General features: G+C 45.3%; 21 protein-coding genes, 1 pseudogene and 1 riboswitch. Of the genes and pseudogenes, 10 read left to right on the plus strand and 12 right to left on the minus strand.

Annotated elements, in window-relative coordinates:
* Positions 1-200: 200 nt before the first annotated feature.
* Positions 201-2,417, minus strand: a complete 2,217-nt coding sequence (locus tag ASG85_RS08815; protein ID WP_060645984.1) for an ATP-binding protein — start codon at positions 2,415-2,417, stop codon at positions 201-203.
* 161 nt (positions 2,418-2,578) lie between these two features.
* Between ASG85_RS08815 and ASG85_RS08820 the strand changes: the two genes are divergently transcribed.
* The 3 genes from ASG85_RS08820 (at position 2,579) to ASG85_RS08830 (ending at position 4,917) form a co-directional block, all read left to right on the plus strand.
* Entirely contained in the window at positions 2,579-3,670 is a 1,092-nt protein-coding gene (locus tag ASG85_RS08820; protein WP_060645985.1) for a GGDEF domain-containing protein, read from the plus strand.
* Positions 3,671-3,808: 138 nt separating this feature from the next.
* Positions 3,809-4,171: a response regulator gene (locus ASG85_RS08825; protein ID WP_060645986.1), complete on the plus strand. Its 363-nt coding sequence runs from the start codon at positions 3,809-3,811 to the stop codon at positions 4,169-4,171.
* Positions 4,172-4,269: 98 nt separating this feature from the next.
* Positions 4,270-4,917 (plus strand): SOS response-associated peptidase, encoded by a 648-nt coding sequence (locus ASG85_RS08830; RefSeq protein WP_057304088.1) that lies wholly within the window; start codon positions 4,270-4,272, stop codon positions 4,915-4,917.
* Between the two features lie 33 nt (positions 4,918-4,950).
* On the opposite strand, the gene ASG85_RS08835 is transcribed toward ASG85_RS08830, so the two are convergent.
* The 3 genes from ASG85_RS08835 to ASG85_RS08845 all read right to left on the minus strand — a co-directional run bounded on the left by ASG85_RS08835 (position 4,951) and on the right by ASG85_RS08845 (position 7,950).
* Positions 4,951-5,382, minus strand: coding sequence for a DUF1284 domain-containing protein (locus tag ASG85_RS08835; RefSeq protein WP_060645987.1), 432 nt, complete (start codon positions 5,380-5,382; stop codon positions 4,951-4,953).
* A complete protein-coding gene (locus tag ASG85_RS08840) occupies positions 5,379-5,945 on the minus strand; it encodes an NUDIX hydrolase (RefSeq protein WP_057304086.1) in 567 nt (188 codons plus the stop codon). Before ASG85_RS08840 ends, ASG85_RS08835 begins: the two co-directional genes overlap by 4 nt.
* 592 nt (positions 5,946-6,537) lie before the next feature.
* Positions 6,538-7,950 carry a hypothetical protein gene (locus ASG85_RS08845; RefSeq protein WP_060645988.1) on the minus strand — a complete coding sequence of 471 codons (1,413 nt, stop codon included), beginning with the start codon at positions 7,948-7,950 and terminating at the stop codon, positions 6,538-6,540.
* A gap of 148 nt (positions 7,951-8,098) precedes the next feature.
* On the opposite strand from ASG85_RS08845, the gene ASG85_RS08850 reads away from it, so the two are divergent.
* Positions 8,099-8,314 carry a hypothetical protein gene (locus tag ASG85_RS08850; RefSeq protein ID WP_057304084.1) on the plus strand — a complete coding sequence of 72 codons (216 nt, stop codon included), beginning with the start codon at positions 8,099-8,101 and terminating at the stop codon, positions 8,312-8,314.
* Positions 8,315-8,330: 16 nt separating this feature from the next.
* On the opposite strand, the gene ASG85_RS08855 is transcribed toward ASG85_RS08850, so the two are convergent.
* Positions 8,331-9,023, minus strand: a complete 693-nt coding sequence (locus tag ASG85_RS08855; protein ID WP_060645989.1) for a polysaccharide deacetylase family protein — start codon at positions 9,021-9,023, stop codon at positions 8,331-8,333.
* 90 nt (positions 9,024-9,113) lie between these two features.
* Between ASG85_RS08855 and ASG85_RS39555 the strand changes: the two genes are divergently transcribed.
* A complete protein-coding gene (locus tag ASG85_RS39555; RefSeq protein ID WP_268796098.1) occupies positions 9,114-9,248 on the plus strand; it encodes a hypothetical protein in 135 nt (44 codons plus the stop codon).
* An 82-nt stretch (positions 9,249-9,330) separates the two neighbouring features.
* On the opposite strand, the gene ASG85_RS08860 is transcribed toward ASG85_RS39555, so the two are convergent.
* The 4 genes and pseudogenes from ASG85_RS08860 to ASG85_RS39830 form a co-directional block, all read right to left on the minus strand.
* Entirely contained in the window at positions 9,331-9,591 is a 261-nt protein-coding gene (locus ASG85_RS08860; protein ID WP_060645990.1) for a YqkE family protein, read from the minus strand.
* A 44-nt stretch (positions 9,592-9,635) separates the two neighbouring features.
* Positions 9,636-11,471 carry an APC family permease gene (locus ASG85_RS08865; protein ID WP_057304081.1) on the minus strand — a complete coding sequence of 612 codons (1,836 nt, stop codon included), beginning with the start codon at positions 11,469-11,471 and terminating at the stop codon, positions 9,636-9,638.
* A gap of 97 nt (positions 11,472-11,568) precedes the next feature.
* Positions 11,569-11,719: riboswitch (cyclic di-AMP (ydaO/yuaA leader) on the minus strand.
* 499 nt (positions 11,720-12,218) lie between these two features.
* Positions 12,219-12,551, minus strand: coding sequence for a hypothetical protein (locus ASG85_RS08870; RefSeq protein ID WP_060645991.1), 333 nt, complete (start codon positions 12,549-12,551; stop codon positions 12,219-12,221).
* A gap of 64 nt (positions 12,552-12,615) precedes the next feature.
* Positions 12,616-12,870: pseudogene (locus ASG85_RS39830) on the minus strand (SDR family NAD(P)-dependent oxidoreductase); the annotation flags it as partial.
* 325 nt (positions 12,871-13,195) lie between these two features.
* On the opposite strand from ASG85_RS39830, the gene ASG85_RS08875 reads away from it, so the two are divergent.
* The 3 genes from ASG85_RS08875 to ASG85_RS08885 are packed head-to-tail and all read left to right on the plus strand — an operon-like array spanning position 13,196 to position 16,678.
* The gene (locus ASG85_RS08875) at positions 13,196-14,533 is read left to right on the plus strand and encodes a spore germination protein (protein WP_060645992.1); all 1,338 of its coding nucleotides are present in this window, start codon (positions 13,196-13,198) and stop codon (positions 14,531-14,533) included.
* Positions 14,526-15,605: a GerAB/ArcD/ProY family transporter gene (locus tag ASG85_RS08880; RefSeq protein ID WP_060645993.1), complete on the plus strand. Its 1,080-nt coding sequence runs from the start codon at positions 14,526-14,528 to the stop codon at positions 15,603-15,605. Before ASG85_RS08875 ends, ASG85_RS08880 begins: the two co-directional genes overlap by 8 nt.
* Positions 15,602-16,678 carry a Ger(x)C family spore germination protein gene (locus tag ASG85_RS08885; RefSeq protein ID WP_060645994.1) on the plus strand — a complete coding sequence of 359 codons (1,077 nt, stop codon included), beginning with the start codon at positions 15,602-15,604 and terminating at the stop codon, positions 16,676-16,678. Before ASG85_RS08880 ends, ASG85_RS08885 begins: the two co-directional genes overlap by 4 nt.
* 66 nt (positions 16,679-16,744) lie before the next feature.
* Here ASG85_RS08885 and ASG85_RS08890 read toward each other — a convergent pair whose 3' ends face one another.
* On the minus strand, positions 16,745-17,326 hold the full coding sequence (locus ASG85_RS08890; protein ID WP_057304076.1) for an NAD(P)H-dependent oxidoreductase: 582 nt from the start codon (positions 17,324-17,326) through the stop codon (positions 16,745-16,747).
* 145 nt (positions 17,327-17,471) lie between these two features.
* On the opposite strand from ASG85_RS08890, the gene ASG85_RS08895 reads away from it, so the two are divergent.
* A complete protein-coding gene (locus ASG85_RS08895) occupies positions 17,472-18,500 on the plus strand; it encodes an AraC family transcriptional regulator (RefSeq protein ID WP_235550094.1) in 1,029 nt (342 codons plus the stop codon).
* Positions 18,501-18,672: 172 nt separating this feature from the next.
* The gene (locus ASG85_RS08900; RefSeq protein ID WP_057304074.1) at positions 18,673-20,229 is read left to right on the plus strand and encodes an MDR family MFS transporter; all 1,557 of its coding nucleotides are present in this window, start codon (positions 18,673-18,675) and stop codon (positions 20,227-20,229) included.
* 849 nt (positions 20,230-21,078) lie between these two features.
* Here the strand turns inward: ASG85_RS08900 and ASG85_RS08905 are convergent.
* The gene (locus tag ASG85_RS08905; protein ID WP_057304073.1) at positions 21,079-22,308 is read right to left on the minus strand and encodes an NAD(P)/FAD-dependent oxidoreductase; all 1,230 of its coding nucleotides are present in this window, start codon (positions 22,306-22,308) and stop codon (positions 21,079-21,081) included.
* A 160-nt stretch (positions 22,309-22,468) separates the two neighbouring features.
* Positions 22,469-23,242, minus strand: a complete 774-nt coding sequence (locus ASG85_RS08910) for an EcsC family protein (RefSeq protein ID WP_057304072.1) — start codon at positions 23,240-23,242, stop codon at positions 22,469-22,471.
* Positions 23,243-23,273: the final 31 nt, after the last annotated feature.

The raw sequence follows: 23,273 nt of genomic DNA on the forward strand, positions 1-23,273 counted from the left end.
AATAGCCCTTTGGCTTGTGAATTGTTGTAGAAAATGCAACATTGGTAACCACAATACCCAAAACCAATCACAAAAGGGATGAACGATTCCATATTACCATTTTAAGTCGTACCTACCAGTGGCGAGGAGACATAATGAATGAATCGACGATCTCTAAAAAAGGCAGGCTCTACGCAGCAGCGCGAACCCGCCTTCTATGATTAGTACTCTTCCCACTCCTGGCGGGCAAGAATTTTGCCCGATTTCTGAAGCTCATGCCGAATTGACTTGATAATATGCTGCATCCGAATGGGTTCGCCAGCCTCAGCGGCTAGGAATGCCGATGAAAGGACGACGTTCTTGATATTCCCACCGGCGATCTCATAGCGCTGAGCTAAATATTTGAAGTCGACATCCTCGCTAAGCGGGGCGGCAGGCGGAAACATGGAATACCAAATCTTTTCACGATATTCACTATCCGGAAAAGGAAATTTAATGACGTAATTGATCCGCCTCAGGAAGGCTTCATCAATATTATTTAATAGATTCGTTGCCAGCACCGTGATTCCTTGATACTCCTCCATCTTCTGAAGCAGGTAGGCGGTTTCGATGTTCGCATATTTATCATGCGAATCTTTGACTTCCGAACGCTTTCCGAATAGCGCATCGGTTTCGTCGAAAAACAACACCGCATTGCTGAGCTGCGCTTCCTCGAAGATCTCATGCAAGTTCTTCTCAGTCTCACCAATATATTTGCTGATTACCTGTGAGAGGTCGACCTTGTAGAGCTCCAACTGAAGCTCACCGGCGACAACTTGTGCAGACATCGTCTTCCCCGTACCCGGTGGACCGGCGAACAACATACTCAGTCCCTTGCCGTAGGCCAGCTTCTTCTCAAAGCCCCAGTCGCCGTAGACAACGCCACGGTATTTCACTTGATTGCACGCATTGCGGAGCTGATCCTTCTGCTCAGGCGGGAGGATCACATCCCCCCACCCATAGCGAGGCTCAATGCGCGTTGCCTTGCGCTCGAGCTTGTGCTGCACCTGCTGGTAGCACGCCTTGTAGAGCGCATCTGCCCTCAGCGCGTACGGCGCAGCCACGTCGCCGGAGCCCTCCCGCGCCGGCTCGCGCTGCCAGGCGGAGTACCCGCGCGCCAGCGTCAGCGCGCGGCGAATCTGCCCCGGGGTGAAGCGGAATTTCCCGCTCATCACCCGCCAGTCCACGTCCGCGCTCACGCTGAGCTCGCGCGCAAATGCCGTCCAAAGGCGCTCACGCCCGCCTTCATCCGGCACTTGCAGTTCGTGCTCAAGGAGCAGCCGCTCCTTGGGCTTCCACGTTAGCCGGTTGAACCGCCCGGCCAGCAGAAACACCATGCCGCCGTAGCCGTCCAGCAGCTCGTGAAACCACCCGAGTCGCCGCTGCGCCGCAAGATCCGGCTCCTCCGGATAGAGCGCCTCCAGCCGTGTGAAGCACAACACGGCTTGGTGCAGGATCGCTTCGCGAACAATCGCGCTCAGCTGATCTTCAAAACTCGCTGCGTGCAGAAGCACATCAGCGAGATCAACAAGCAGCAGCGGCTTATTGAAGTGGCTGCTGAGATGCTCCACCTGCAGCTTCTTGCCTGCGCCCGCATTCCCCCACAGGTGGAAGGCGAGCCGTTTGCGCTCAGCCGCCGGAGCCTGGAACGCGGCTTGGATGAAGCCCTGCAGCCGCTGCTGGAAATCCTCATGGACGAGCAGAGGCGCCAACTCTTCATCGGGATAAACCATCCGAACCGCCGGCTTCAGCTTCGGGTCCATTTCACCGGAATCCAGCATGAATGAGATGATTCTCTTATCCAAAAGCAGCGGCCTCGACAATAACGTCTGGCCGCTAATTTCCTGCGCTTCACGGTGAAGCACATAGCGTGCCAGTCTACCCTCAGGCGCCATGAAGGTCGTTCTCGCTGCCCGCATGTCCTCAGGGCTGCTGCAAGCAATTTGCAGCGCCAGACTAATATTAGGCGTTTTGCTGGTTAGGTCATCTTGCAGAAAGCCGAAGATGCGTTCATATTTGCGATCCAGTTCTACCGCGAGTCCTAGCATAACGAACCGCTCTTCTACTGGAGAAAGCCCAAACACAGCAGATACATACGACAGAGGCAAGAACACGCCTGCCTTACGGCTTTCTTCACGTCGCAGGGCAATGAACGCCTCCGAATTCTGAATACTAGCCAACAGCTCGAGTTCTTCCCCATCAAGCTCCTCATCTCCACTTGGCCCGCCGATAAGGCGAATGAACTCATCTTCGGACACGAACATCCCGCGAAACGAATCCGTTTGCGGGTCGGGCGTTAGCTTTTGACGACGCTTATATAAAAGCTCAAGCTTTTTATCCAACAAGGTAAGCTCATCCTTATAATGTTCCCATGCATGTACGTAACCTTGAGCTGCCATAGCCCCTCCTGATAACTCTGATCTATATTTACAAAAAAATACAATCCCTCCCCTTCGTAAACAGCTTGCCTAAACGGGGTGTTATTCTTTACAATGATCTGATAAGGCTCAAAATGTTTTTCCAATAATTGCTAACCCGAAAGGAAAGTGGCCTCCTCTACATGGAACAACTTCCGGCTAATGATCATATATGGAATCGAAAACTTATACATATTTTATGGTGGATCCTATTCATCTATGAAATAGTCGCTATCCTTGGATTCTTCTTTAATATGCATGATCAGCCTCCGCAATGGTTTAACAGGTTCATGGAGGTTCAAATCATTACGGCCTGCCTACAGCTCATCTTAATGGGAGCCGGTTATTTGGCTATTCACTTTCTGAAACGATACAGCGATTTTATCATGATTACATGGACCATGACCATGGTTTGTATCTTTATTATCTGTATTCCCGAGCTGATGAGCAGCTACGAATTAATTAGTATCCCTATTATTTTAGCCTCTATCTATTTCCAAAAGAAATATATTTTTTTCGCTTATAGTTTAGGCATTGTATATTTAATTTCATTACTAGTTTGTCAGGTATATCAAGGGCATGCCCTAACACCCTCTGATGTGATCGTGTCTATGACAGTCCTCAGCTCAACGGCACTTATCTGCTTTGCAATCATGAACAAAGGGCTAATTCTCATTACAGAGTTAAAAGATTCGGTCGTTCGCGAACAGGACCTCCTTATTCGAAATGTGATGATTGATCGGCTTTCCAAAGTGGATGCGCTCACCGAGCTGTTTAATCATCGTTCTTTTCAAGAACATACCGATCATCTGATTTCGCATATGCCCCATGATACGCCGCTTGAGCTTGCTCTTATCGATATCGATAATTTCAAAAGGATTAATGATACCTACGGGCATTGGGTCGGTGACATGGTTCTCAAAACGATCGGTTCCATTCTGAAGGAAGAGCTCGGCCCTGACGATATGTCTTTTCGATATGGTGGCGAGGAATTCGCCGTTCTGTTTGTAGGCAAATCACACGAGGAAGTTTTACATATTTGCGAAAAATTAATGGAAACCATCCGGAGTACCGAAATTCCTGAGATGCCAGATCAACCGTTAACGATGAGTATCGGACTCGCTAGCTATAATCGCAACACGATGAAAAAAGCCTGGTTCCAGCTTGTAGATGAATGTTTGTATACCGCCAAAAGAAATGGGAAAAACCGCATTCATTCACATATTTCCGAATAGATGTTTTCAGCTAGGAGCCCAAAAGCTTCTAGCTTTTTTTTGGCCTCCAATTTCCATGTCATTACTTACCAACCGAAAACCCTCATAAAAGGAGTCGCCTCTTCCGAAATCATATTTATACACTGGGAGGTAGACACCATGAAGCCTAAGATTCTCGTTGTTGATCCGGTCCAAAGCCTTAGAGGTATTTTACGTCAAATTATTATTACGATGGGTTACGATGTACTAGAAGCAGCTAATGGTGCCGAGGCCATTCATGCGTATCAAGTCAACTTTCCGATTCTGACCACAATGGACCTGAATATGCCAGACATGACCGGTATAGATGTAATCCGAAAAATTAGAGAATTCGACCCTGCCGCCAACATTATGATGTGCTCTGCTTTGGAGCAAAAGACGATGATTATCGAGGCTATCCATGCGGGTGCCAAAGAGTTCGTTTCTAAGCCTTTCCGGGAACATAATATAAAGGAAACGATGTTGAAGCTGCTGATTGTGTAAGCGAGGAAGCAGGGTTAATTTAATAAAAAGATAAGCCTCGTACATGTATTTGGTTGATTAGGTAAATAATAGCCAAAACCAAATGAGGTGGTAAATAAATGTGTCATTCCATATCTATTCTTGCTGATGTCAACGAGCTTGTTAAACAATTCCGCATTGATCGGCTGCTATCGTATAGCTCCAATCGTTATGAGGTGCGGCCGACAGAGTCTGTATCCGCTGTAATGATGAATAAAAAGGGAGAACGCATCCTTGATGAATTCCGTTGGGGTCTAATGCCGTTCTGGGCAAAAGATGCCGTATGCGGGGACCGCGATTCGATCTTCACCAATGTCGTCTTCGAGCGTATCGTCAGAAAACAGCGCTGTATCATTCCTTGCAGTGGATTTTATATTAGCGTAACGGAGGGAAAAGAGACAGAGTGGATTAAATTCAAAATGCGCAGCGGCACCTTTGGCATCGCGGGGCTGTATGATGTCTGGCGGGCTCCATCTGGTGAAGAGGAGCTTCGTACGTGCATGATGCTCATGACAGAAGCAAACTCACTCGTTTCTCCTTATCAACGCAGAATGCCTGCGATACTCGACCAGGATCAGGCCGAGATGTGGCTGCAGCCAGAGATGAAAGACAGCAGACTCCTCAGATCCATCCTTCGACCTGTAGATGATCTGCTTATGGTTGCAAATGTATTGTCGTCCCCTGAAGAGAAGCTGGAAAGCGGTTCGGATGTCAGTGTTTTTGTATGAAAAAGAGAGGGCTGCGTCTACACGCAAGCCCTCTTATTTGGTAATGATGGGCGGCAAATCGCCACCCTCCCCGATCAATCGTACACCTTCCGCACAAACACCATAAGGCTCCCAACGGCATGTGGCACATAGATGACCAATGTCGCTCGGCTTCACACGGTCGGCCACTTGCCCGCAAATCTCCGACCAGCTCAGCTCCATTTCCACTTGCAAGCCAAGTTTGGTGATGATTTCTGCATCGTGCTGATAGACGGTCCTATTTTCACAATGCGCTTCTTGATCCTTCGGGAAAGCTGCGCAAAGATCATCAGGTCCAAGAACAATGCGGATCATCGTTTCGGGCTTTTGACGTAATTCTTCGTAGACGGTCGTCATATTTTCGCAAAATTCTTTCGAGTAACCTATCCCTCTGTATCCTAACAGACAAAGTAAGTGATGTCCGCGAAGCTGGATCGCTTTGGTCATATTCTAGGGACACGGTACAATCCGTACCCTTCCATTTTGATGATTGGATCTTTATCTTCGACTAGTCCAGTCGTTTTGGAATGTAGGGCAACATCAATGAGCCAGCGTGTAAAATCCGCCACATTCATCGATTCCATCTCGGCCAAGCTGTAAAACCCTGCTGCGTCAACCTCCACGCCGTCTGGCTGAGGCTCACCGCTGATGTAATCCATTTCAAAAGCAATGTATACATTATGTATGCTTCTTGGCAAATCGCGCACGGCTACTAGGCGAGTGACAACCGCTTTGACTCCGCTTTCCTCCAACACTTCGCGCTCAATCGTATCTTGGATCAGCTCATGCTGCTCAATATAGCCACCCGGGTTGGTCCATCGGCCTTTCCCTGGCTCCTGAGCCCTGCGTACAAGCAGCATCTTCTCATCCTTCATCACGAGTGCGCCTACACCGATGCTATAGTTACCCCAATGAACAAAGCTGCACTCCGTACAAGCTCTTCTAATCGTGCCATCCACATCGCGCGACTCCAAAGCGGCTCCGCAGGTCATACAAAACTTCGCTTCCATCTATCTCATCTCCAACTTCCTATAGTCTCATTTCCAACTTCCATTCGAGTTTACTGTATGTAAGCTTACTGCTTAAAGTGGACTATAGGCAAATCCGATTCCGTACGTTTTCCGTTCATTGTATGGGAAATTAGAGATACTTCCTGCACTTGTCTTGCGATATCGCTGAATTAGGAAACGAGGTGGCTCTGAGTAAATAAGAGCTTCTAGGGGCTGCTATTTGGGCATTTGGAGGACTTCAAGTGGAAATAAGAGGTTCTAGAGACTCTTATTAGGCAGAATTTGTTGGGATTCGAGAGAATCTGAGCAAATAAGAGGTCCTAGGGACTGCTATTTTTACTTTTTGGTAAGTTTATACGGAAATAAGAGTCTTTGGAGACTCTTATTTCGCGGATTCGGCTGGAGAAAGAAAAACCCGCCGCCCTATGGAGGAGCCCAGAGGGTGGCGGGGTGAAGTTGCAGAACGGGGTGATTGGTTTGTTGGTTTGTTGGTTTGGTTTGGTTTGGTTTGTTGGTCAGTTGGTCAGTTGGTCGGTGCGGGTGGCAGATTTTACTGTTACAACTAGTTTGACGGGCAAGATGCCGCATCTTACTACACCAAAAACATCGCCACGACCGTCGTCACCGCGAGGCCGATAAGCACAGGCAGCAGATTCCGTCGCGCCAGCTCGAACGGACTCACGCCGCAGATGGCCGCTGCCGGAATCAGCGCCCACGGAATCAACGTGCCGCCGCCGACCCAGATGGCGGCCACTTGCCCGAGCGCTGTAAGCACAGCCGCGCCGGAGCCAATGGCGGTTGCGAATAGCTGCGCAATCGAGCCCGCAAGAGAGATGCCGGAGAAGCCGGAGCCATCTAGGCCCGTAATGGCGCCTACGACGGTGAGCGTCACGGCGCCGACCGCGCCGTTCAGCGGCACCTGCCCCGCGAGTGCTACACCCAGATCGTTCACGATCCCGTGCGAGCCTTGCGGAAGTATTTTGCCGAACAGCTCCGTGAAGGCGGAGTCGCCTAGATAGAAGAAAGCGGCAATCGGGATCACGGGGCCGAATACTTTGAAACCGAATACAAAACCTTCGATGAGGTAAGAAGTCGTTTGTTCTAGTCCTTGATTCCGATGTGCGAGCAGTGTCACCGCAATGAGAATGAATACGGCGGTGCCTCCAACGAGAGCCGTCGCATCTCCACCTTGCAGATTAAGCACGAACATCGCAATGACATCTAAAGCGAAGAGCAAAGGAATCATAACCGCCAGAGTTTTCTTCAGATTCGGCGCTAGATTAACTTTAGCCTGCCCGACAGCTGAAATAAGTGAGCCACTATCTCCTGGACCACTCGCTACTAGGCCATTCCGCCACGTTCCGTTCTTCATATCCCGTCGCATCATCCAAAAAGCGGTGATCGTCGTGACAAGCCCCATCACGATAACCAGCGGAATGCTTGCCTCCATGACGGCAGTCACTGGTAATCCAGCTGCATCTGCTGTTAATTTAGGAGCTCCCTGTATAATGTAATCCCCCGAAAGCGCAATCCCATGTCCGAATAAGTTCATCGCCATAGCAGCACCTAGTGCTGGCAGACCAACACGGACGGCCACAGGCAGCAGAACAGCACCAATGAGCGCGACACCGGGAGACGGCCAGAAAAACCATGACGTCACCATCATAATGATACCGATACCCCAGAAAGCTAAAGCAGGCGTTCGCATAAAGCGGGTTAGCGGAGCGACCATGGTTTCATTTATCCCTGTTCGAATGAGCACACGGCTCATCGCTACAATAATGGAGATAATCATAATGGTCCCCATCAGCTCTTTGGTCGCATAAATGAAGCTGTTGAAAATACCAGAAACGGAGCCGCTGAGCGTTTCCGTTGCCAGCAAGCCAAGCGCGAAAATACCAACTACACAAATCATTGTTGTGTCTCTACGCTTGATTAAAAGGGTAAGAATAAAACCGATAAATACTAAATAGACCCAGTGAATCGGCAATAATTGAATGTCCACCCTAGATCACGCACCCTCTCTGCCCATACAGCATTTGGTGCTACATTGTATGCTAGGCTGGGCGGAGGAGTTCGTGTGAATTCGGGTTGAGCGGCACCTTGTGGTACAATAGAAGAACTATTTTAACCAAGTTAGGGGAATGCCGAGGATGGCTAGAAATCAACGCTTAGTAACGGATACCGATTTTCAAGATGCTGTTGAAAGACAGGCTGTCGTCCGTGTTTTCAAAGATGATCACATTGTGGATTCGAATGCGGTTGTATTGCGTTTTAGTGAAAAAACAGTGGTCGTACAAACTCGTGTTAGTGATTTGACGTATTATGATCGAGAGGCTTGTGAATTTTTTGAAATGAAAAAACGATAGCTGCTGCAGCTATCGCTTAGTTTAATGTATAAGAAGCTAGTAGTACGAAGCGGTAGCCCGCTTTTTGAAGCTCAGGAATAGCTTTCATAATGCCTTCTGCCGTATCTTTCTCCGGATGGTTCATATGAGCTAGTACGATAGAACCGCTTCGGGCTTTTAACAGCGCTTTGTATACCTGATCCGTGTTATAAGTCGCTCCAGCGTCGCCGAGTACATTGTATCCAGCCAACTGAAAGCCTAAATCATGAACAACTTCTGCAGCAATATCATCATAATAGGCTGTGCCGGAACGAAAAAATAAAGGGCGCCGCCCAGTCAGCTTCTCGATCTGGTCAGCATTGTCTTTCACTTCATGAATAATATCGTTCACATTTTTGGTTCCCGCGATGCCATAGGCCAACCTGCCGTTTACGGACAAGGGCCGATGCTCGGTCCCATGATTTTCAATCTCAAACAGCGGGTTTGCGGCCAATTTGGCAAATATGTCCTTATTGGCCGTTATCCATCTCGCATTGATAAATAAGGTTGCCGGGATGTTCTCCTTGATCAAATAGTCGATCAGCTTCTCATCGTACCCACTGCCCTCCTTCCCACCGCATGCGTCAAAAGTCAGCGCAATCACTTGTTCCTTGGTAGTAAGATGTGTCCGAACACCAGGGACATTTTCGCCCCATTTCTTAGGTTTTGCATTTCCGTAACGCTCGATCAAGGTCTTTTCCAAAGTCGTAAAAGCCGGACTAGGCGATGAACTTTGGTCGCTTGAAGCCGCCGATGGTATCGTCGGAGTACTGGGGCTGCCGTGGTCTCTTTTGGTGTTTCAATCGGTATCTCTTTTGATATTCCTGTTGTTATTGGTGTTTCTATTGGTGTTGGTATTGAAGTTGTTGGTGGTGTTGTCACTGTCGGTGCACCATTTACTTCTGCAGTCCCTTGAGCTGCCTCCCTATTGCCCATCTCACAGGATGACAACGCTATCATTACGAAAAGAAAGAAAAGGAGGCACACTGTGCGCTCCCTCATTTGTGTTTACGCCAATCCAGACTGCTCTTACTCAGCAGATGTCCAAAATCATTCTCAAGCCGTTTTTCTTCTGCTTTGTGAGCAGCTTCCGCCTTCGCTCTCTCAGCATCTTTCTTCGCTTGTTCCTCTGCTTTCATGGCATCAGCCTGCGCTTTGAGTCCCTCAAGTATTTCAGGGCGCAGTAAATCCTTAAGTGTTGCAGGTTTATCTTGCACGCTGGTAACAGCAGGAGTAGACGACCATTTTTTCTTAGCCATAACGGGTTCACCTCAGTTCAGTTTCTCCCTATTATTGTACACTTCTACTCGTGCAAATGATACGGTACCGTCGCCACGACGATATCTTTATCAGCTTGCAGCTTCGAACGAATGCGTGCAGCAGACTGGTTATGGAGCAGTCGGTGCCACCATTTTTTCGGCATAAATTGCGGTAAAATAACCATAATGTTTTGTTTTTCCGAAACATGCGTGTCAATTCTCTCAATAAATTCAGCCAGCGGCTTCAGTATCGTCCGATAACGAGATTTAAAAACAACCAATCGAACGCCCGGATCCCACTTATCCCACTTCTCCTGCATCAATTCTTCATCTTCATCGGAGAACGAAACATAGAAGGCAATCACGTTTGGAGACAACGATTTCGCATAGTTCAAGGACTGTGCCACAACCCGATGAATGCCCGCCACAGGCACAATAATCAAAGGCTCCTTCGTGCAAACCCGCTCAATCGTTATATCAATACGCAATTGCTTCGCTACATCATCGTAGTGATGACTAATTTTCGTAATTAACCAAAGCAGCAGCGGGGTTATAATAATAACAATCCACGCACCTTCGGTAAATTTAGTGATGGAAAATATGAGTAAAACAGCAAGAGAAACGATCCCGCCTAAACCATTGATGAGCAGCTTTCCGATCCAACCTTTCACTCGCTCTCTCAGCCATTTACGAACCAAGCCGCCTTGCGCAAGTGTAAATGATAAAAACACGCCAATCGCATATAGAGGAATGAGTGCATCGGTCTTACCTTTGAAACCAATCAGAAGAATACTGGCAAGCACACCAAGTGTGATAATACCATAGTGAAACGAAAGTCGGTCTCCCCGGAAGGAGAACATGCGCGGGAAGTTTTTATCCTGTGCCATGATGGATGCTAAGATTGGAAAGCCGTTGAAGCTAGTATTAGCAGCCAAAACCAGAATGAGCATGGTACCAATTTGAGTTGCGTAGTACATCGCTCCACGACCAAAAGCCTGCTCTGTCACCATCGATAATACAGATGTATGGCCATTAGGATCAGGTACAATACCATAACCCAGAGCTAACACCGTTACGCCGCCAAACACGATAGCCAAAAGTGTCCCTAAGGATACTAACGTGCGCTTCGCGTTTTTCACGGATGGTGAGCGGAAATGCGGCACGGCATCGGAGATGGCCTCGATTCCCGTCACGGCTGAACACCCGGAGGAAAATGCTTTTAAAAGAACGAATAACGTTAATGAGCTCGTCATTGAGCTCGGAGCAAACGCTATGGGATGCGTATTCATGGATCCCGTCAGCATATCGTATATGCCTTTGCCCACTAGCACTAAAATACATAGAATAAAAAAGTACGTTGGAATAGCGAAAATCGTACCTGATTCCGAAGTTCCTCGCAAATTAAGCCAAACCATGATCCACACGAGAACTAAAGTAATCGGAACAATGTACGGCACCGCCGATGGAAAAGCTGACGTAATCGCCTGCACACCGGCTGAGATCGAAACGGCAACGGTAAGTGTATAGTCAATAAGCAGCGAAACTCCAGTCAGCCTCCCCCAAACCATACCTAGGTTTTCTTTGGAAACCATATACGCTCCGCCACCTTGCGGGTAGGCCTCTATCACTTGTCTATAGCTAAAAACTAGCAGCATAATCAGAGCAATAATGGATATCGCAATGGGCAATGAGAACGCAAAAGCGGCAATACCAACAGTCGCGAGTTCTAAAAGAATCTGCTCAGTCCCGTAGGCAACTGACGATAAGGCATCCGAGGATAGGATCGGTAATGCTTTCCAAACCTGCATTTTTTCGGATTCCATTTCGCTGGATTTAAGCGGTTTGCCAAACATAATTTTTTTCAATGAATCGCTTGTCATTCGTGCTAGTTCCCCCAATTAAACCTAATATCTGACATCAAACTGCGTTTTAGGACGCAAAAAAACACAAGGATAGACCTTGTGTTTATACACATGTTCTCCTTCCCACGGTCGCTTACGAGGTTAGCTGTCGGGTTCGGGCCGCGAGAATCTGCCCTAAATGGTGCCATACTTAAGCACCTTTACTCACCCCATGAAACTTGTGGTTCCCCCGCTTTTCTAAACAGAAAATTAAGCGAAATATTCAACTGTAACGTACGAGTTGAATACTACTCTCTTCTTGCAGCATAGTAAAGGATTGAAAAAACTTAAAAAGATAACTCCAACCACTTCATTCACTCAATAATACGCTTACAATCATACGATTCATTGATTTACTTCCATTCTCTTATTACATCGTGGTTTTTTAAGCATTTCTTAATGAGTTGAGTAATTAATGAAGCAAAATAAAAGAAAATATTGGATTTTAATGATAACTCCTATGCAAACGAGGATCTGTGTTGAACCCACAAGCTGAGAAAAAGCTAGCCATTCTCAAATGGACAACAAAATAGACGGCTTACGCCGTCCTTGGTTGAGAGTGTTTATAATGTTGATAAAATGCAATCTACGCGCAAGAGATGTAATGTTGAAACATTTGCTTACATATCTGTGTAAAGTTGTACTTTGTGCAACAATAAGCAAACTAATCCGCGTTATCCACGCGATTGTTGCAAAAAATACAACACTTTTAGGCAACTTGCCTCTCTAATTCTCCATTTTATTTGAATCATCCTTTTTGTCTGAACCAAGAATCACATAAGCAACGCTAAATAAAACGGTTATGCCAAAGATCTGAAGCCACGCCTTTACCGCATTTATTTTCACATTATAACTTATACTCGAATACACACCCTTTGTTGGTTGAAAGGAAACATCCAACCTGGATACCCAGATCGATTGATAACCTTGTTTTTCTGGAAAAGGAAACGGACTATTCGATAATAGGTAATAATCATCTGGGACGGCAAGAAAGCAAATAATGATGATAACGACAGCATAAACAGCCAAAAGCTTCTTACGGTGTGAGGTAACTTCCAAATTCACATCTTCTTTCGTTTTTGATTTTCAAAGCTCTTCAACGACAATGCCTTGGGCAAATTGGTCACTTAGCAAAGGTACCCTCTCCTTGCTCATTCCCAACACATTTTGAGAATACATCTAGGCCAGCTTTGGCTGCTGAATAAACACTCATACCAGAAAGATGATTTTTCGAGGACATAGAGGAAACATTTAATACACGTTTTGGAATCTGAAGGTGTTGGGAAAACCGAATGAACATGGAAGTTAAAAGGATTGGAGCCAGCAAATTTACGTGGACACTCGTAGTCAACTCTTCGGTACTTCCATGCTCAATACTGGATAATGGGGTTACAACTGCAGCTCACTCTCAACAACTAAGCCCTCGTTCCTATTCCTGGAAATACAAAGCAGATGATGTTCAGAGGATATAAGCCTACGAGCAAGTGCTTCACCTAAACCTCTTGATGTCCCTGTTATTATAAAGTATTTCAATCAAATACCTCCCCCCAAAATTAGTACCTGGTACTAACTCATCCGAGTATAATCCATAATTTGGAAAAATTCAATGTAAATCAGAGCTACCACGGCAGCTCTTTTCCCCAGTCTTGGTACAAGGAATAAATTTCCGTTTTCCAAGGAAACCTACTCTCAGGTGATATAACATGAATCTGACAGAAACAACGGATATGGCCAGACTTAAACTTCAATTTGAATCAAATAGTGATTTTGTGATGGAACGAAAACAACTTTTGGGTCATGAAGTTGTATTTTGTTATTTTCACCCCTTTGTTAACCTTGCACAAACGAATCAATTATTATCTTGGATGGAGTCCAGTCCAATCAGTGATTGGCTTCAGCAAATAAGCCTATTGAATGGCCAATTAAACGCTTCTTACGACCTGCAGTTGAGCAGCTTATTGGATGGTAATTTAGTTATTTATTTACTCGATAACCCTATAAGAAATTTTGTTATTGAGCCCGTTCCGTCAACGATTAGGAGAACGCTAAATGTTCCACAAAATGAAAATGTGATTGAGTCTTCCTTCGGAGCATTTAATGAGGATTTGGACACGAATATAGCGCTGATCCGCGATGAGCTAAGATCCCCTAAACTAACCATGAATACCATGATGATGGGGACAAAACAACCAAAAAGAACCACCTTAACTTATTTATCCGACTCTGTTAATCGTAAGCTACTTTCATCCTTAATGAAGAAGCTAGAGGCAAATAAAGCAAAGGAATTTAAACATTTGCAAGAAATCATCAAGGTTTTGGGAGAAGGGAATTTCAGCCTTATTTCCCCTTGTCTAACTTCTGAGCGGCCGGCAGAAGCAGCGGACCATTTGAAAAATGGCCGTGTTATCCTGTTTATCGAAGGACTTCCGTACGCTTTTGTTATGCCAGTTATTATTACAGATCTCTGGTGCTTGAACTCCGATCGTAACTTCCCTAAGATTACAATGGTTACCATTCGGATGCTTCGGTTTATCGGTATGTTTATCGCTTTAGTCTTACCTGCTCTATATGTATCCTTGGTCTCTGTGAATCCAGAAGTATTGAGAATCCAGCTAGCCTTGTCAGTTGCCCAGAGCCGTGAAGGGGTACCCTATCCGGCCTTTTTGGAAGTCATTTTTATGTTAATTGTTCTAGAGATGCTCATTGAAGCGAGTATTCGCCTTCCCAAAAGTATAGGTCCCTCGATAACAACAGTAGGTGGAATTATTCTCGGGCAAGCCGTTGTCAGCGCAAAATTGGTAAGTAATCTATTCATTATTGTTTTGGCAGCTTCCGCTTTAGCGAATTTTACATTGAACGGGGTACAAAATGCCTTGTTTATTCGAATATCAAAATATGTTTTGATCGTATTTAGCGCCATTTTTGGTGTTCTCGGTACGATTGGCGGAATCATTTGGCTATCCATCTATATGGCCTCTATCACGACATTTGAAGTCGCCTATATCAATGTAAATGTAAAGGAAGGTCCCCATGATGGTTAATAAAATATCCGTCTATCTGACATTCATCACTGTACACTTCGGGCTGATATTTTTCGTATATCCTGAGAAAATATTTGAATCGACAAGCAAAGGTCATTGGGAAGCTATACTGTTAGGCTGCCTATTTGAAGTAGCTATGGTGTGGATCTATCTAAGGGGCCTTTCAACTTTCCCTAACATGACGATCGTTCAGATTTGTAAACAAGTATTGGGCCCCTGGCTGTCAAGAATCCTCCTAATCCCAATCATGTTATATTTTCTTGCAACTCTAGTATTAATTTCTAGGGTATATTCGGAAATGATGGCCATCGTCTTTTTACCAAAAACGCCGATCTGGGCTTTACTCTGTTTTATCTTCTTGGGCTTGTTTGCAGCCTGGTGTGGTATCAAAACTGTACTAAGAACGAGTGTCATTATCTCGGTTTTGTTCATACCATGGATTTTTGCAGCACTCAGCAGCTCTGTGACAAATTTCGATATCCGTAATGCATCCCCAATTTGGAACACTAACTTTGATTTTTTGAAGCATCCTGCTTATTATTCGAGTTTTTTCGCTTTTTCAGGGTTTTTATTTTTGGGTATGATTCACCCTTTTTTTCGAAATGTCGTGGGCAGCCGCAATGTATTCATTCTTTTGATTGCAGGCTTGTTTCCTTTATATTTGGCAGCCGTTTATATCCCCCTTCTCATTTTCGGACAAGAGACTGTCATTCAACTCCAATTCCCTCTTCACACGGGGATGGATACGATCGATATGAGCTGGTCCATATTCGAGAGAATGACGCTGTTTTACACAACTTCTATGATTGCTTTTTTAGTTCTCTATAGTGCGGTTTTAATTTGGCTTATAGCTGAGATGTTTCGGGGCATTGTAGTTCCCTTATCCAATAAGTGGTTAAGTGTAATTATTTCAATCATTGCCTACTTTCTTAGTTCACTGGTTCCAGGTTGGTCTGAAACAGAACACCTAATTGGGCTGGATACTGGGCTCCGAGCTTATAGTATCTTTGTCTTTCCAATCGTAATTGGGATTATTGGCGCACTGCAAAGGAGGCGAATTAACCAAGGATGACATACATATTTCGTTCAGTCTTAGTACTCCTAACTATATTCCTGTTATCGGGCTGTTGGGACAATAAGGATATCAATAAAAGGATACTGCCTGTAGCGATGGCTATAAGTCAAACAGATGCAAAAACGTATAGAGTTGGGCTTCGAGTGCCTCAACTTGATTCAACTAATATGACGCCACGAATCATAACTGGGGAAGCCTCAACGATCAGTGAAGCCTTGGATCGGATGCGTGGTAATCTAGAAAGCAGTATTGATTTACTGCATCTCAAACTTCTGATGATTGATGAAAGAACCGCTAAGCTTGGTATAAAAGAAGTGCTTGAATATGCCATTAGGTCTCATGACATTGCACCTAAAGCGCTGGTTTCTGTGTTTAGAGGTGATTTAATCGAAATGTTAAACAAAAAAGAGCAAGGCGGAGCGGATGGTGGCACTGCGAGCTATGATTTTTTCAACAAGCTGGCTGGCTGGACCCCCAACACTTCTATTGTGTATTTATGGGAAGCATATCGAGGGGTTTTTTCGCATACGGAAGATTTTGCTCTTCCAATAATTAAACCTGGCGTGCGTACGATGTTTAAATTAGATGGTTCAGCCATCATGAGTCGGGGAGTTATGGTTGGAACGATTTCTTCAGATGATACGCTCATATACAACATTATGAAAGGTGATTTTCAGGGGGCTAATGTAGAAGTAATGGAGCATGCCAGCGTTCTCCTAGTCGACGTGGATTATAAGCACCGTCATCATTGGGATGGCCATACACCGCAAGTGGAAACGGATATGAAGGTCGTTGGCATGCTTCTGGAGACGAAGGGCAACCCCAGTAAAGAACAGATTAAGGATGAGCTCCAAAACTTGTTGAGTAAGCGGGCTAAAGCTATGATTTCAAAACTGCAAGAAAATCAATCGGATTTGTTTGGTTACGGACAATATTTCCGTAATGATCTTTCTCATGATCAATTAAAGGAATGGAGAAAAACCTGGTATCCACAGCTGAAAGTGACATTAAATGTGAAAGTGAATATTAGAAATAGTGGGAATTTGAAATTTAATACGATTGATTCGTGAACATAAGGGCAGAAAAGACAGAAAAACACAGCTTCCAAGCTGCATTTTTTCAGTCTTCTTCTATTTCTATGAACGCTTCAAACCTAACTTTTCAACATCTGCCAGCCACTTTTCACGCTGTTTATCCGTTGAAGACTTAACGGGAGTTATTTCTGTAATCTTGACGGGATTGACTCCACTGAATTGCAAGGTCCCACGTTTCATGACATGATGCCCTGCTTGTTTGTACACCCATCGATAGTACCAGGAAGGTGTGTCCATGGTTACTATGAGACGAGCAGACTTCCTACTCAATAATTTGTCCCAGAACATGGAATTGGGGCGATTCCGATAGGCGAAGCCTGGTAGAAATACACGATCGATGAACCCCTTTAGGATCGCCGGGACCGTCCCCCACCATATCGGATATACGAACACCAGATGATCCGCCCAACGGATCGTCTCTTGAGCCGCAAGCAAATCCTCTTCTAGCTCCAGCCGTTGATGGTAACCGTATTTCAAATTCGGTTCAAAAGACAAAGAGCCTATATGAATGCTGCGTACCTCCGAGCCGCTAGCGATTGCACCTTTCTTGTAGGCCTCCGATAACGCTGTGCAATAGCTCTTGGCAAAGGGATGTCCGTTAATAATGGCTATGTTTGGTTGCATATTCCTGCCTCCTCGTGACTCTTTTTATTCATCTTTCATCACTGTGCGTGTTAAGATAAAGTAAGAATAAGCCATTTGGATCTAGAAAAGTATGATCAAACATGCCAAAATCTTATTCTTATGTGCAAAAAGGAGGCCTCGGGCGTTGTTATCAAGCTACACTGGATTATCTGTATCCCTTGTTTATCCGATTATCAAAGCGATTGTGTTCAAGGGACATAACAAAGACGATTTTTTCAAAAGAGCAAATATAGATGAGTCCATTCTTCATGACCCTGAGGCTCGGTTGTCGGAGGAGGATTTCGAACGTTTGACGGAATTAGCCGCTGCGATCACATCGGATGACATGTTCGGATTACATCAGGGACAGAACATAGAGGTTTCTGATTTGGGGATTCTAGGATATGTGATGCTTCACTCAAAAACCATCGGTCAAGGCCTAGCAGCTTTTCAGAAATATAATATGATCGTATGTGATGGATACAACATCAATTGGCAAATAGCAGAGAATGACGTTATCATCGGGTTGTCCTACAATCGTCCTCACAAGCAACCGGCCCGACACTGCATAGAAGATATGGCTAGTTCTTTGTACCATTTGATGATAAGCCTAAGCTGCAGAAATATTTCTTTAAAAGAGGTGCATTTCACTCATGCTCTCTCCACAGAGATTGACGCGTATACATCCGTACTGGGAATAAAGCCGCAGTTTGGTAAGGATTCGAATGCAATTCGTATAAGCAAGGATATTCTGGAATACCCTATTTTATTAGCGGACGCAAAGCTATTGGGGACCTTCGAGGCCATCGCGGAGGACACCAGACACAGACTCATGCAAGGTCGAACATTTTCCGACCAATTATACAATTGGATCATGAAGGACATGCCGATGCCTTTTCCAAGCTTAAAAGAGACGTCGATGGCTTTCAAAATGAGTGTTAGAAGTATTCAGGCAAGGTTAAAGCTGGAAAACACTACCTATCAAGACATCATGAATCGAGCTCGGAGAGAGCTTGCTGTTGGTTATTTGGCTAAACCGGAATATAAAATAGGAGAGGTCGCTTACCTTCTTCACTTCTCAGAGCCAAGTGCCTTTCAAAGTGCTTTTAAAAAGTGGACAGGGGTAACACCAAGGCAGTATAGGATGGATTTATTGAAACATCTTCAACTATGATTACATCCAAAACCATGAAAGCCCGAAGGGGCTTTTTTTACGTTACTCCAATGTTTAAAAACTACATCGCCAGACCGAGAGCTTTTTAAAGCTTGCGTCCGATGAGTGAAACTTCTTGAAGATCTATACTTAGAGAAGCGTTGAGGAGTTTAATTAAAGATGAGGTGTAATCATGAAAAAGCAAGGAAACAACAAGACATTAGTTCTAATCGGCCTGCTGTTAGGCCTGGTATTCTCTGAGTTGGATCAAACCGTCGTATCGACGGCTTTGCCGACCATTATTCGTGATCTGCACGGCATGACACTTTACGGCTGGGTAGCCGGGATTTACATGCTCTCGATTACGATGTTCATGCCGATCTTCGGCAAGCTTGCCGATATTTATGGCCGCAAGAAGATTTATTTAAGCTGTGTCGCCCTATTTATGGTCGGATCCATCATCAGCGGACTCGCTGATTCGATGACCACACTGCTAATCGGAAGAGGGGTTCAAGGAATCGGAGCCGGTGGACTCATGCCATTAGCCATGATCATCATCGGTGATACATTTCCGTTGGAGCAGCGAGCCAAGGTCCAGAGCCTTGTCGGTCCGTTATTGATTCTGCCTCAACTGATCGGACCTACGATTGGCGGATATTTTGTGAGCTATGTGAGCTGGCATTGGATCTTTTTGATCAACATTCCTATTGGGCTTATCGCTGCCTTTATCGTTTCCAAAGGCTTGCGTGAAACGGCCAGCACCGAGAAAAAATCCATTGACTGGGCAGGAGCCTTTACACTCGTTCTAGCCATGCTCTCACTTCTTCTAGCTCCGGTCTTGATCGATATCAAGGGCTATACGTGGTGGTCCCCCGTTATTATCGGCTTATTGGCGTTATTCGCAGCTCTTACCATACTTTTTATCCGAATCGAATCGAAGGCTAAGGAGCCGATCATTCCGCTTGTTCTCTTCAGAAATCGGTCCGTCGTCGTATTGTCCTGTATCGTATTCCTAACCATGCTTGGTGTCATGGGAGGCATGTCGGGATTCCCATTTTTCGCGCAGAATGTCATGGGTATGTCACCAACCGCATCCGGTTACTTGTCGCTAGCCTTCATGGCAGGCGCCATTCCGGCGAGTATCCTTTGCGGTAATCTCATAACGAAGATCGCCTACAAGAATCTCTTCATCGTATCGTTTATCTTCCCGATCGTAAGCTATGTACTGCTATCACGCATACATGTTGATACAACAGTTATCTACATTATCGCAGCGTTCTTCATTTTGGGACTTGGGATCGGCGTTCTATTCGGTTCAGACAATCTGATCGTACAGGAGTCCGTAGCGAAGGAGCACAGCGGAGTCGGAGTAGCAACGGTTCAGTTGTTCCAGGCCATTGGTACCACGCTAGGATTTAGTATCTTCGGAAGTTTGCTTTCCAGAAATATCGCCAGAGGTTTATCGGGATTATCGGACCAATTCCCAGAAGGAACTGCAGAGACAATCCTGAACGGAGGCATCCCACAAGGGCTTTCAGCGGACATACTGCTGCGGATCAAAATGGTATTTACCGAAGCGTTCCAACACATTTTTGCAATAGGCATCATATTCGCCATTGTAGCTTTCATAGCTTGCTGGTTCATGAGAAAAGAAGTGCTGACGAATGCGGAAGAAGCTTTGACTGCAAAAGAAGCTCTGAGGAAAACAGAAGAAGCTTTGATTTCAAAAGAAACTCTGACGAACACATAAGATGCTTTGACTGCAAAAGAAGCTCTGAGGAAAACAGAAGAAGCTTTGATTGCAAAAGAAACTCTGATGAACACATAAGAAGCTTTGATTGCAAAACAAACTCTGAGGAACACATAAGAAGCTTTGATTGCAAAAGAAAACTACAAATACATGACAAAAATAGACGGCTATAATTATGACTTAAATATATGACTAAAATCAGGGCTTGCGCCGTCCTTACACGAGTTTGTTGCATCAACCCTTCACGAGTGCGTGTAAGGTTGATGTAACGCAGGTTACGTCCAAAAGATGTAATGAGATAGAGACATTTCCTTGCTTACTCCGTGGAAGTTGTATATTGTACAACATTTGGCAATCTTTTCCGCCTCATTCATGCAATTGTTGCAAAAAATACAACAATTTCACCCAAAAGTAGCTATATACCCTATAAAATAGCTAAATTGTTGTACAGCATACAACATCCTGAGATTAACCAGAAGAAATCGAGGAAATTGTTGTACGCTGTACAACTTTCCTTTCTATTTCTCCATTTCCCCAGAAACGAACAAGCAAGTAAACCAACAAGCAAACAAACGATTGAATAAACCAACCATCAAACAACCAAACTAACGATCGAACGAACGAACCCATAATCAAACCATTAAACCAATATCGCATAGTCACTTACCGAATGATTATGCATGTCTCCACAATCTCACTCAGCTCAGCAAAATCAATAGCTAACTAAATACGGGGGAAGTTTGGACTCCCCCTAACCCGCCAAAAAAGTTCTGGGGTCAAGAAAAAAACTGGAAAGATAATCAGATTAATTTCTGATCTTCTCAATCCAGTTTTTGCTTTTCGTCTTAATTAATTCGGCACGTGATAATTGCGGGCTGTTGTTTTTTGTTTGAAAATCATTTTTTTCCATATGAGCGGGATGCCGCCAATGAGATATAAATAGCGAGCATCGATGACTTTCTTCAGGAGAGCGGCGAATTTGCCTCTGACTTTCTTCACTTTGAGTAAGCCCACTGCCTCTCCTCTGCCCAAGGATGCCACAGTCCCTTTGAAATCGTATGCGAAGGGCTTAAGGTCTCGGCCGCGAACGGCAGATAGAAGATTTCTCGCTACGTTGTAGCCTTGCTGAACGGCAATCTGGGCATTCGCAGGATAAGGCGTCCCCTCAGGGCTCATCACAATGGAGCAATCACCTGTAATAAATACATCCGGATACTGGTAAGAGCGCAAGCATTCGTCAACTTTGACCCTTCCCCGCTGTACATCGAATCCTGCTTGCTGTATCAAGGAATTCCCGCGAATGCCTCCCGACCAAACAATAGTGCCTGCACGAATGAACTCGCCATTGCCTAGAATAACACCATGCGGCGTACACTCCTTAATGGGTGTGGATAGTTTATACTGAACACCTTTGCGGCGCATGACTTCCATGCCGTATTCAACAAGATCTTCAGGTAGACCAGGAGGCAGCGCCGATGGGGAGGCTTCGATATTGATGATTTTCACAGTTGACGGGTCGACGTCATAGGTCCTACATAGCACAGGGATCCGATCCGCCAGTTCCCCCACAAACTCTGTTCCAGTAAAGCCTGCACCTCCAACCACAAAAGTGAGGTACTCAATCCTCTTCGGCTCCATTTTTGACTTGGCAAACATATATTCAATGTGCTGGCGAATAAAGCGCACGCTGTTAATGCTCTTAATTGACATCGCATATTCATTCATCCCAGGAATGCCGAATGTTTCGGTCTCACTCCCCAGCCCAATAACCAGATAATCGTAGGAGAGGTCCCTATCGCCGAGCACAACCTTCTTTTCCTCGGGTAAAATTTGACTTACCGTTGATTTCACAAAATGAATCTTACGCTCATCAATCAAATCCGCAATCGCCACACGGGCATTATCGTGATGATCGGTACCGGCAGCCGGCATATGCAGATGTGTGGTGATGTAGTGATAGTCATGTTTGTTCACCAAGGTAACATCCATCTCACTTGCTTTCATCCGCTTCTGAAGCCTAATGGCTGTGACCAGACCACCGTAACCTGCGCCAAGAATAACCACTTTCGGTTTGCTCATTGAAATCCTCTCCTCCGATTTGTGAAATAAATCACATATTATTGTGAAAAATATCACATACTTTTATAAGATGAGCCGATGAACGACTCTTTCTTTTATAATATGCTATTTCTCACAGGAAATCACTATAAATTTGACCAGTCTATGAACAAAAAAAGTATTATTTACACTCGAAGCCGTCGCCCTCCGCTTTATCATGTAATCTGCGCAAGCGAAAACAGTTCATTCCTGCCACGCCGAGCTCCTCCAGCAAACCAAAGTTGGCCCAAGCGCCCACCACCGCCCCGATGCCGGGAACGAGCTGAAGCATTTTACGAAAATCAATCGTATCCCGGTATTCCTGCTGCAGCTGCTGCCAATCCACTTGATTCATATAGTCCTCAGCCGGTGGAAAGGAATGCGAAATGGTATGCCAATTCTTAATGGTATGAAGAAGACCCGGCTTCTTATTCGGACTGGAGAAGGCCAGCTGAAACACATAGAGAATGAACAACCGCTCCCGGTAATCTTTCGTCGAGTAGCCGTACGCATGCGCCAGCTCAAATAGGAATTTCAATTTAATGCCGATCAGAATCGGGAAATCCGCCAGTCCTAGCAGAATTCCGCCCGCTCCCGTACCAGCTCCTTCTGCTGCGGCAATCTTTTTATATAGGGATAATAATTCCTCAGCTTTGGCATCGCTATCTGCTAAGGAAACGCCGTATAGCGGGTCGTTTTGGGGGATGTAATTCATCCCGAATAGGGTCGTTTGCACGATTCCTTTGACGGTCGCGGTTATTGTCTTATGAACCTTATCAGGAATCAAATTATTGATGCTGGTTTGAACAGATTTGGAGGCTCTTTCCATCAGGTTGGGAACCCTTTGCTGCCGGATTTCCCAGCGTTTCAGCTTTTTTAACATTTGCTGCTCATAGATTGTGTACGCTGTTTCCATTCTCGTCACCGCCAACTCTGATCTTCATTTA

This window comes from Paenibacillus sp. Soil724D2 (genome assembly GCF_001427935.1).
GTDB lineage: Bacteria > Bacillota > Bacilli > Paenibacillales > NBRC-103111 > Paenibacillus_E.

Excerpts from the sequence above, each read along its gene's own strand:
- ASG85_RS08830 (WP_057304088.1), top strand. The coding sequence starts at position 4,270 with ATGTGTCATTCCATATCTATTCTTGCTGATGTCAACGAGCTTGTTAAA.
- ASG85_RS08900 (WP_057304074.1), top strand. The coding sequence starts at position 18,673 with ATGAAAAAGCAAGGAAACAACAAGACATTAGTTCTAATCGGCCTGCTG.
- ASG85_RS08820 (WP_060645985.1), top strand. The coding sequence starts at position 2,579 with ATGGAACAACTTCCGGCTAATGATCATATATGGAATCGAAAACTTATA.
- ASG85_RS08860 (WP_060645990.1), bottom strand. The coding sequence starts at position 9,591 with ATGGCTAAGAAAAAATGGTCGTCTACTCCTGCTGTTACCAGCGTGCAA.
- ASG85_RS08905 (WP_057304073.1), bottom strand. The coding sequence starts at position 22,308 with ATGAGCAAACCGAAAGTGGTTATTCTTGGCGCAGGTTACGGTGGTCTG.
- ASG85_RS08875 (WP_060645992.1), top strand. The coding sequence starts at position 13,196 with ATGAATCTGACAGAAACAACGGATATGGCCAGACTTAAACTTCAATTT.
- ASG85_RS08910 (WP_057304072.1), bottom strand. The coding sequence starts at position 23,242 with ATGGAAACAGCGTACACAATCTATGAGCAGCAAATGTTAAAAAAGCTG.
- ASG85_RS08825 (WP_060645986.1), top strand. The coding sequence starts at position 3,809 with ATGAAGCCTAAGATTCTCGTTGTTGATCCGGTCCAAAGCCTTAGAGGT.
- ASG85_RS08885 (WP_060645994.1), top strand. The coding sequence starts at position 15,602 with ATGACATACATATTTCGTTCAGTCTTAGTACTCCTAACTATATTCCTG.
- ASG85_RS08865 (WP_057304081.1), bottom strand. The coding sequence starts at position 11,471 with ATGACAAGCGATTCATTGAAAAAAATTATGTTTGGCAAACCGCTTAAA.
- ASG85_RS08890 (WP_057304076.1), bottom strand. The coding sequence starts at position 17,326 with ATGCAACCAAACATAGCCATTATTAACGGACATCCCTTTGCCAAGAGC.
- ASG85_RS08815 (WP_060645984.1), bottom strand. The coding sequence starts at position 2,417 with ATGGCAGCTCAAGGTTACGTACATGCATGGGAACATTATAAGGATGAG.
- ASG85_RS08850 (WP_057304084.1), top strand. The coding sequence starts at position 8,099 with ATGGCTAGAAATCAACGCTTAGTAACGGATACCGATTTTCAAGATGCT.
- ASG85_RS08880 (WP_060645993.1), top strand. The coding sequence starts at position 14,526 with ATGGTTAATAAAATATCCGTCTATCTGACATTCATCACTGTACACTTC.
- ASG85_RS08840 (WP_057304086.1), bottom strand. The coding sequence starts at position 5,945 with ATGGAAGCGAAGTTTTGTATGACCTGCGGAGCCGCTTTGGAGTCGCGC.
- ASG85_RS08835 (WP_060645987.1), bottom strand. The coding sequence starts at position 5,382 with ATGACCAAAGCGATCCAGCTTCGCGGACATCACTTACTTTGTCTGTTA.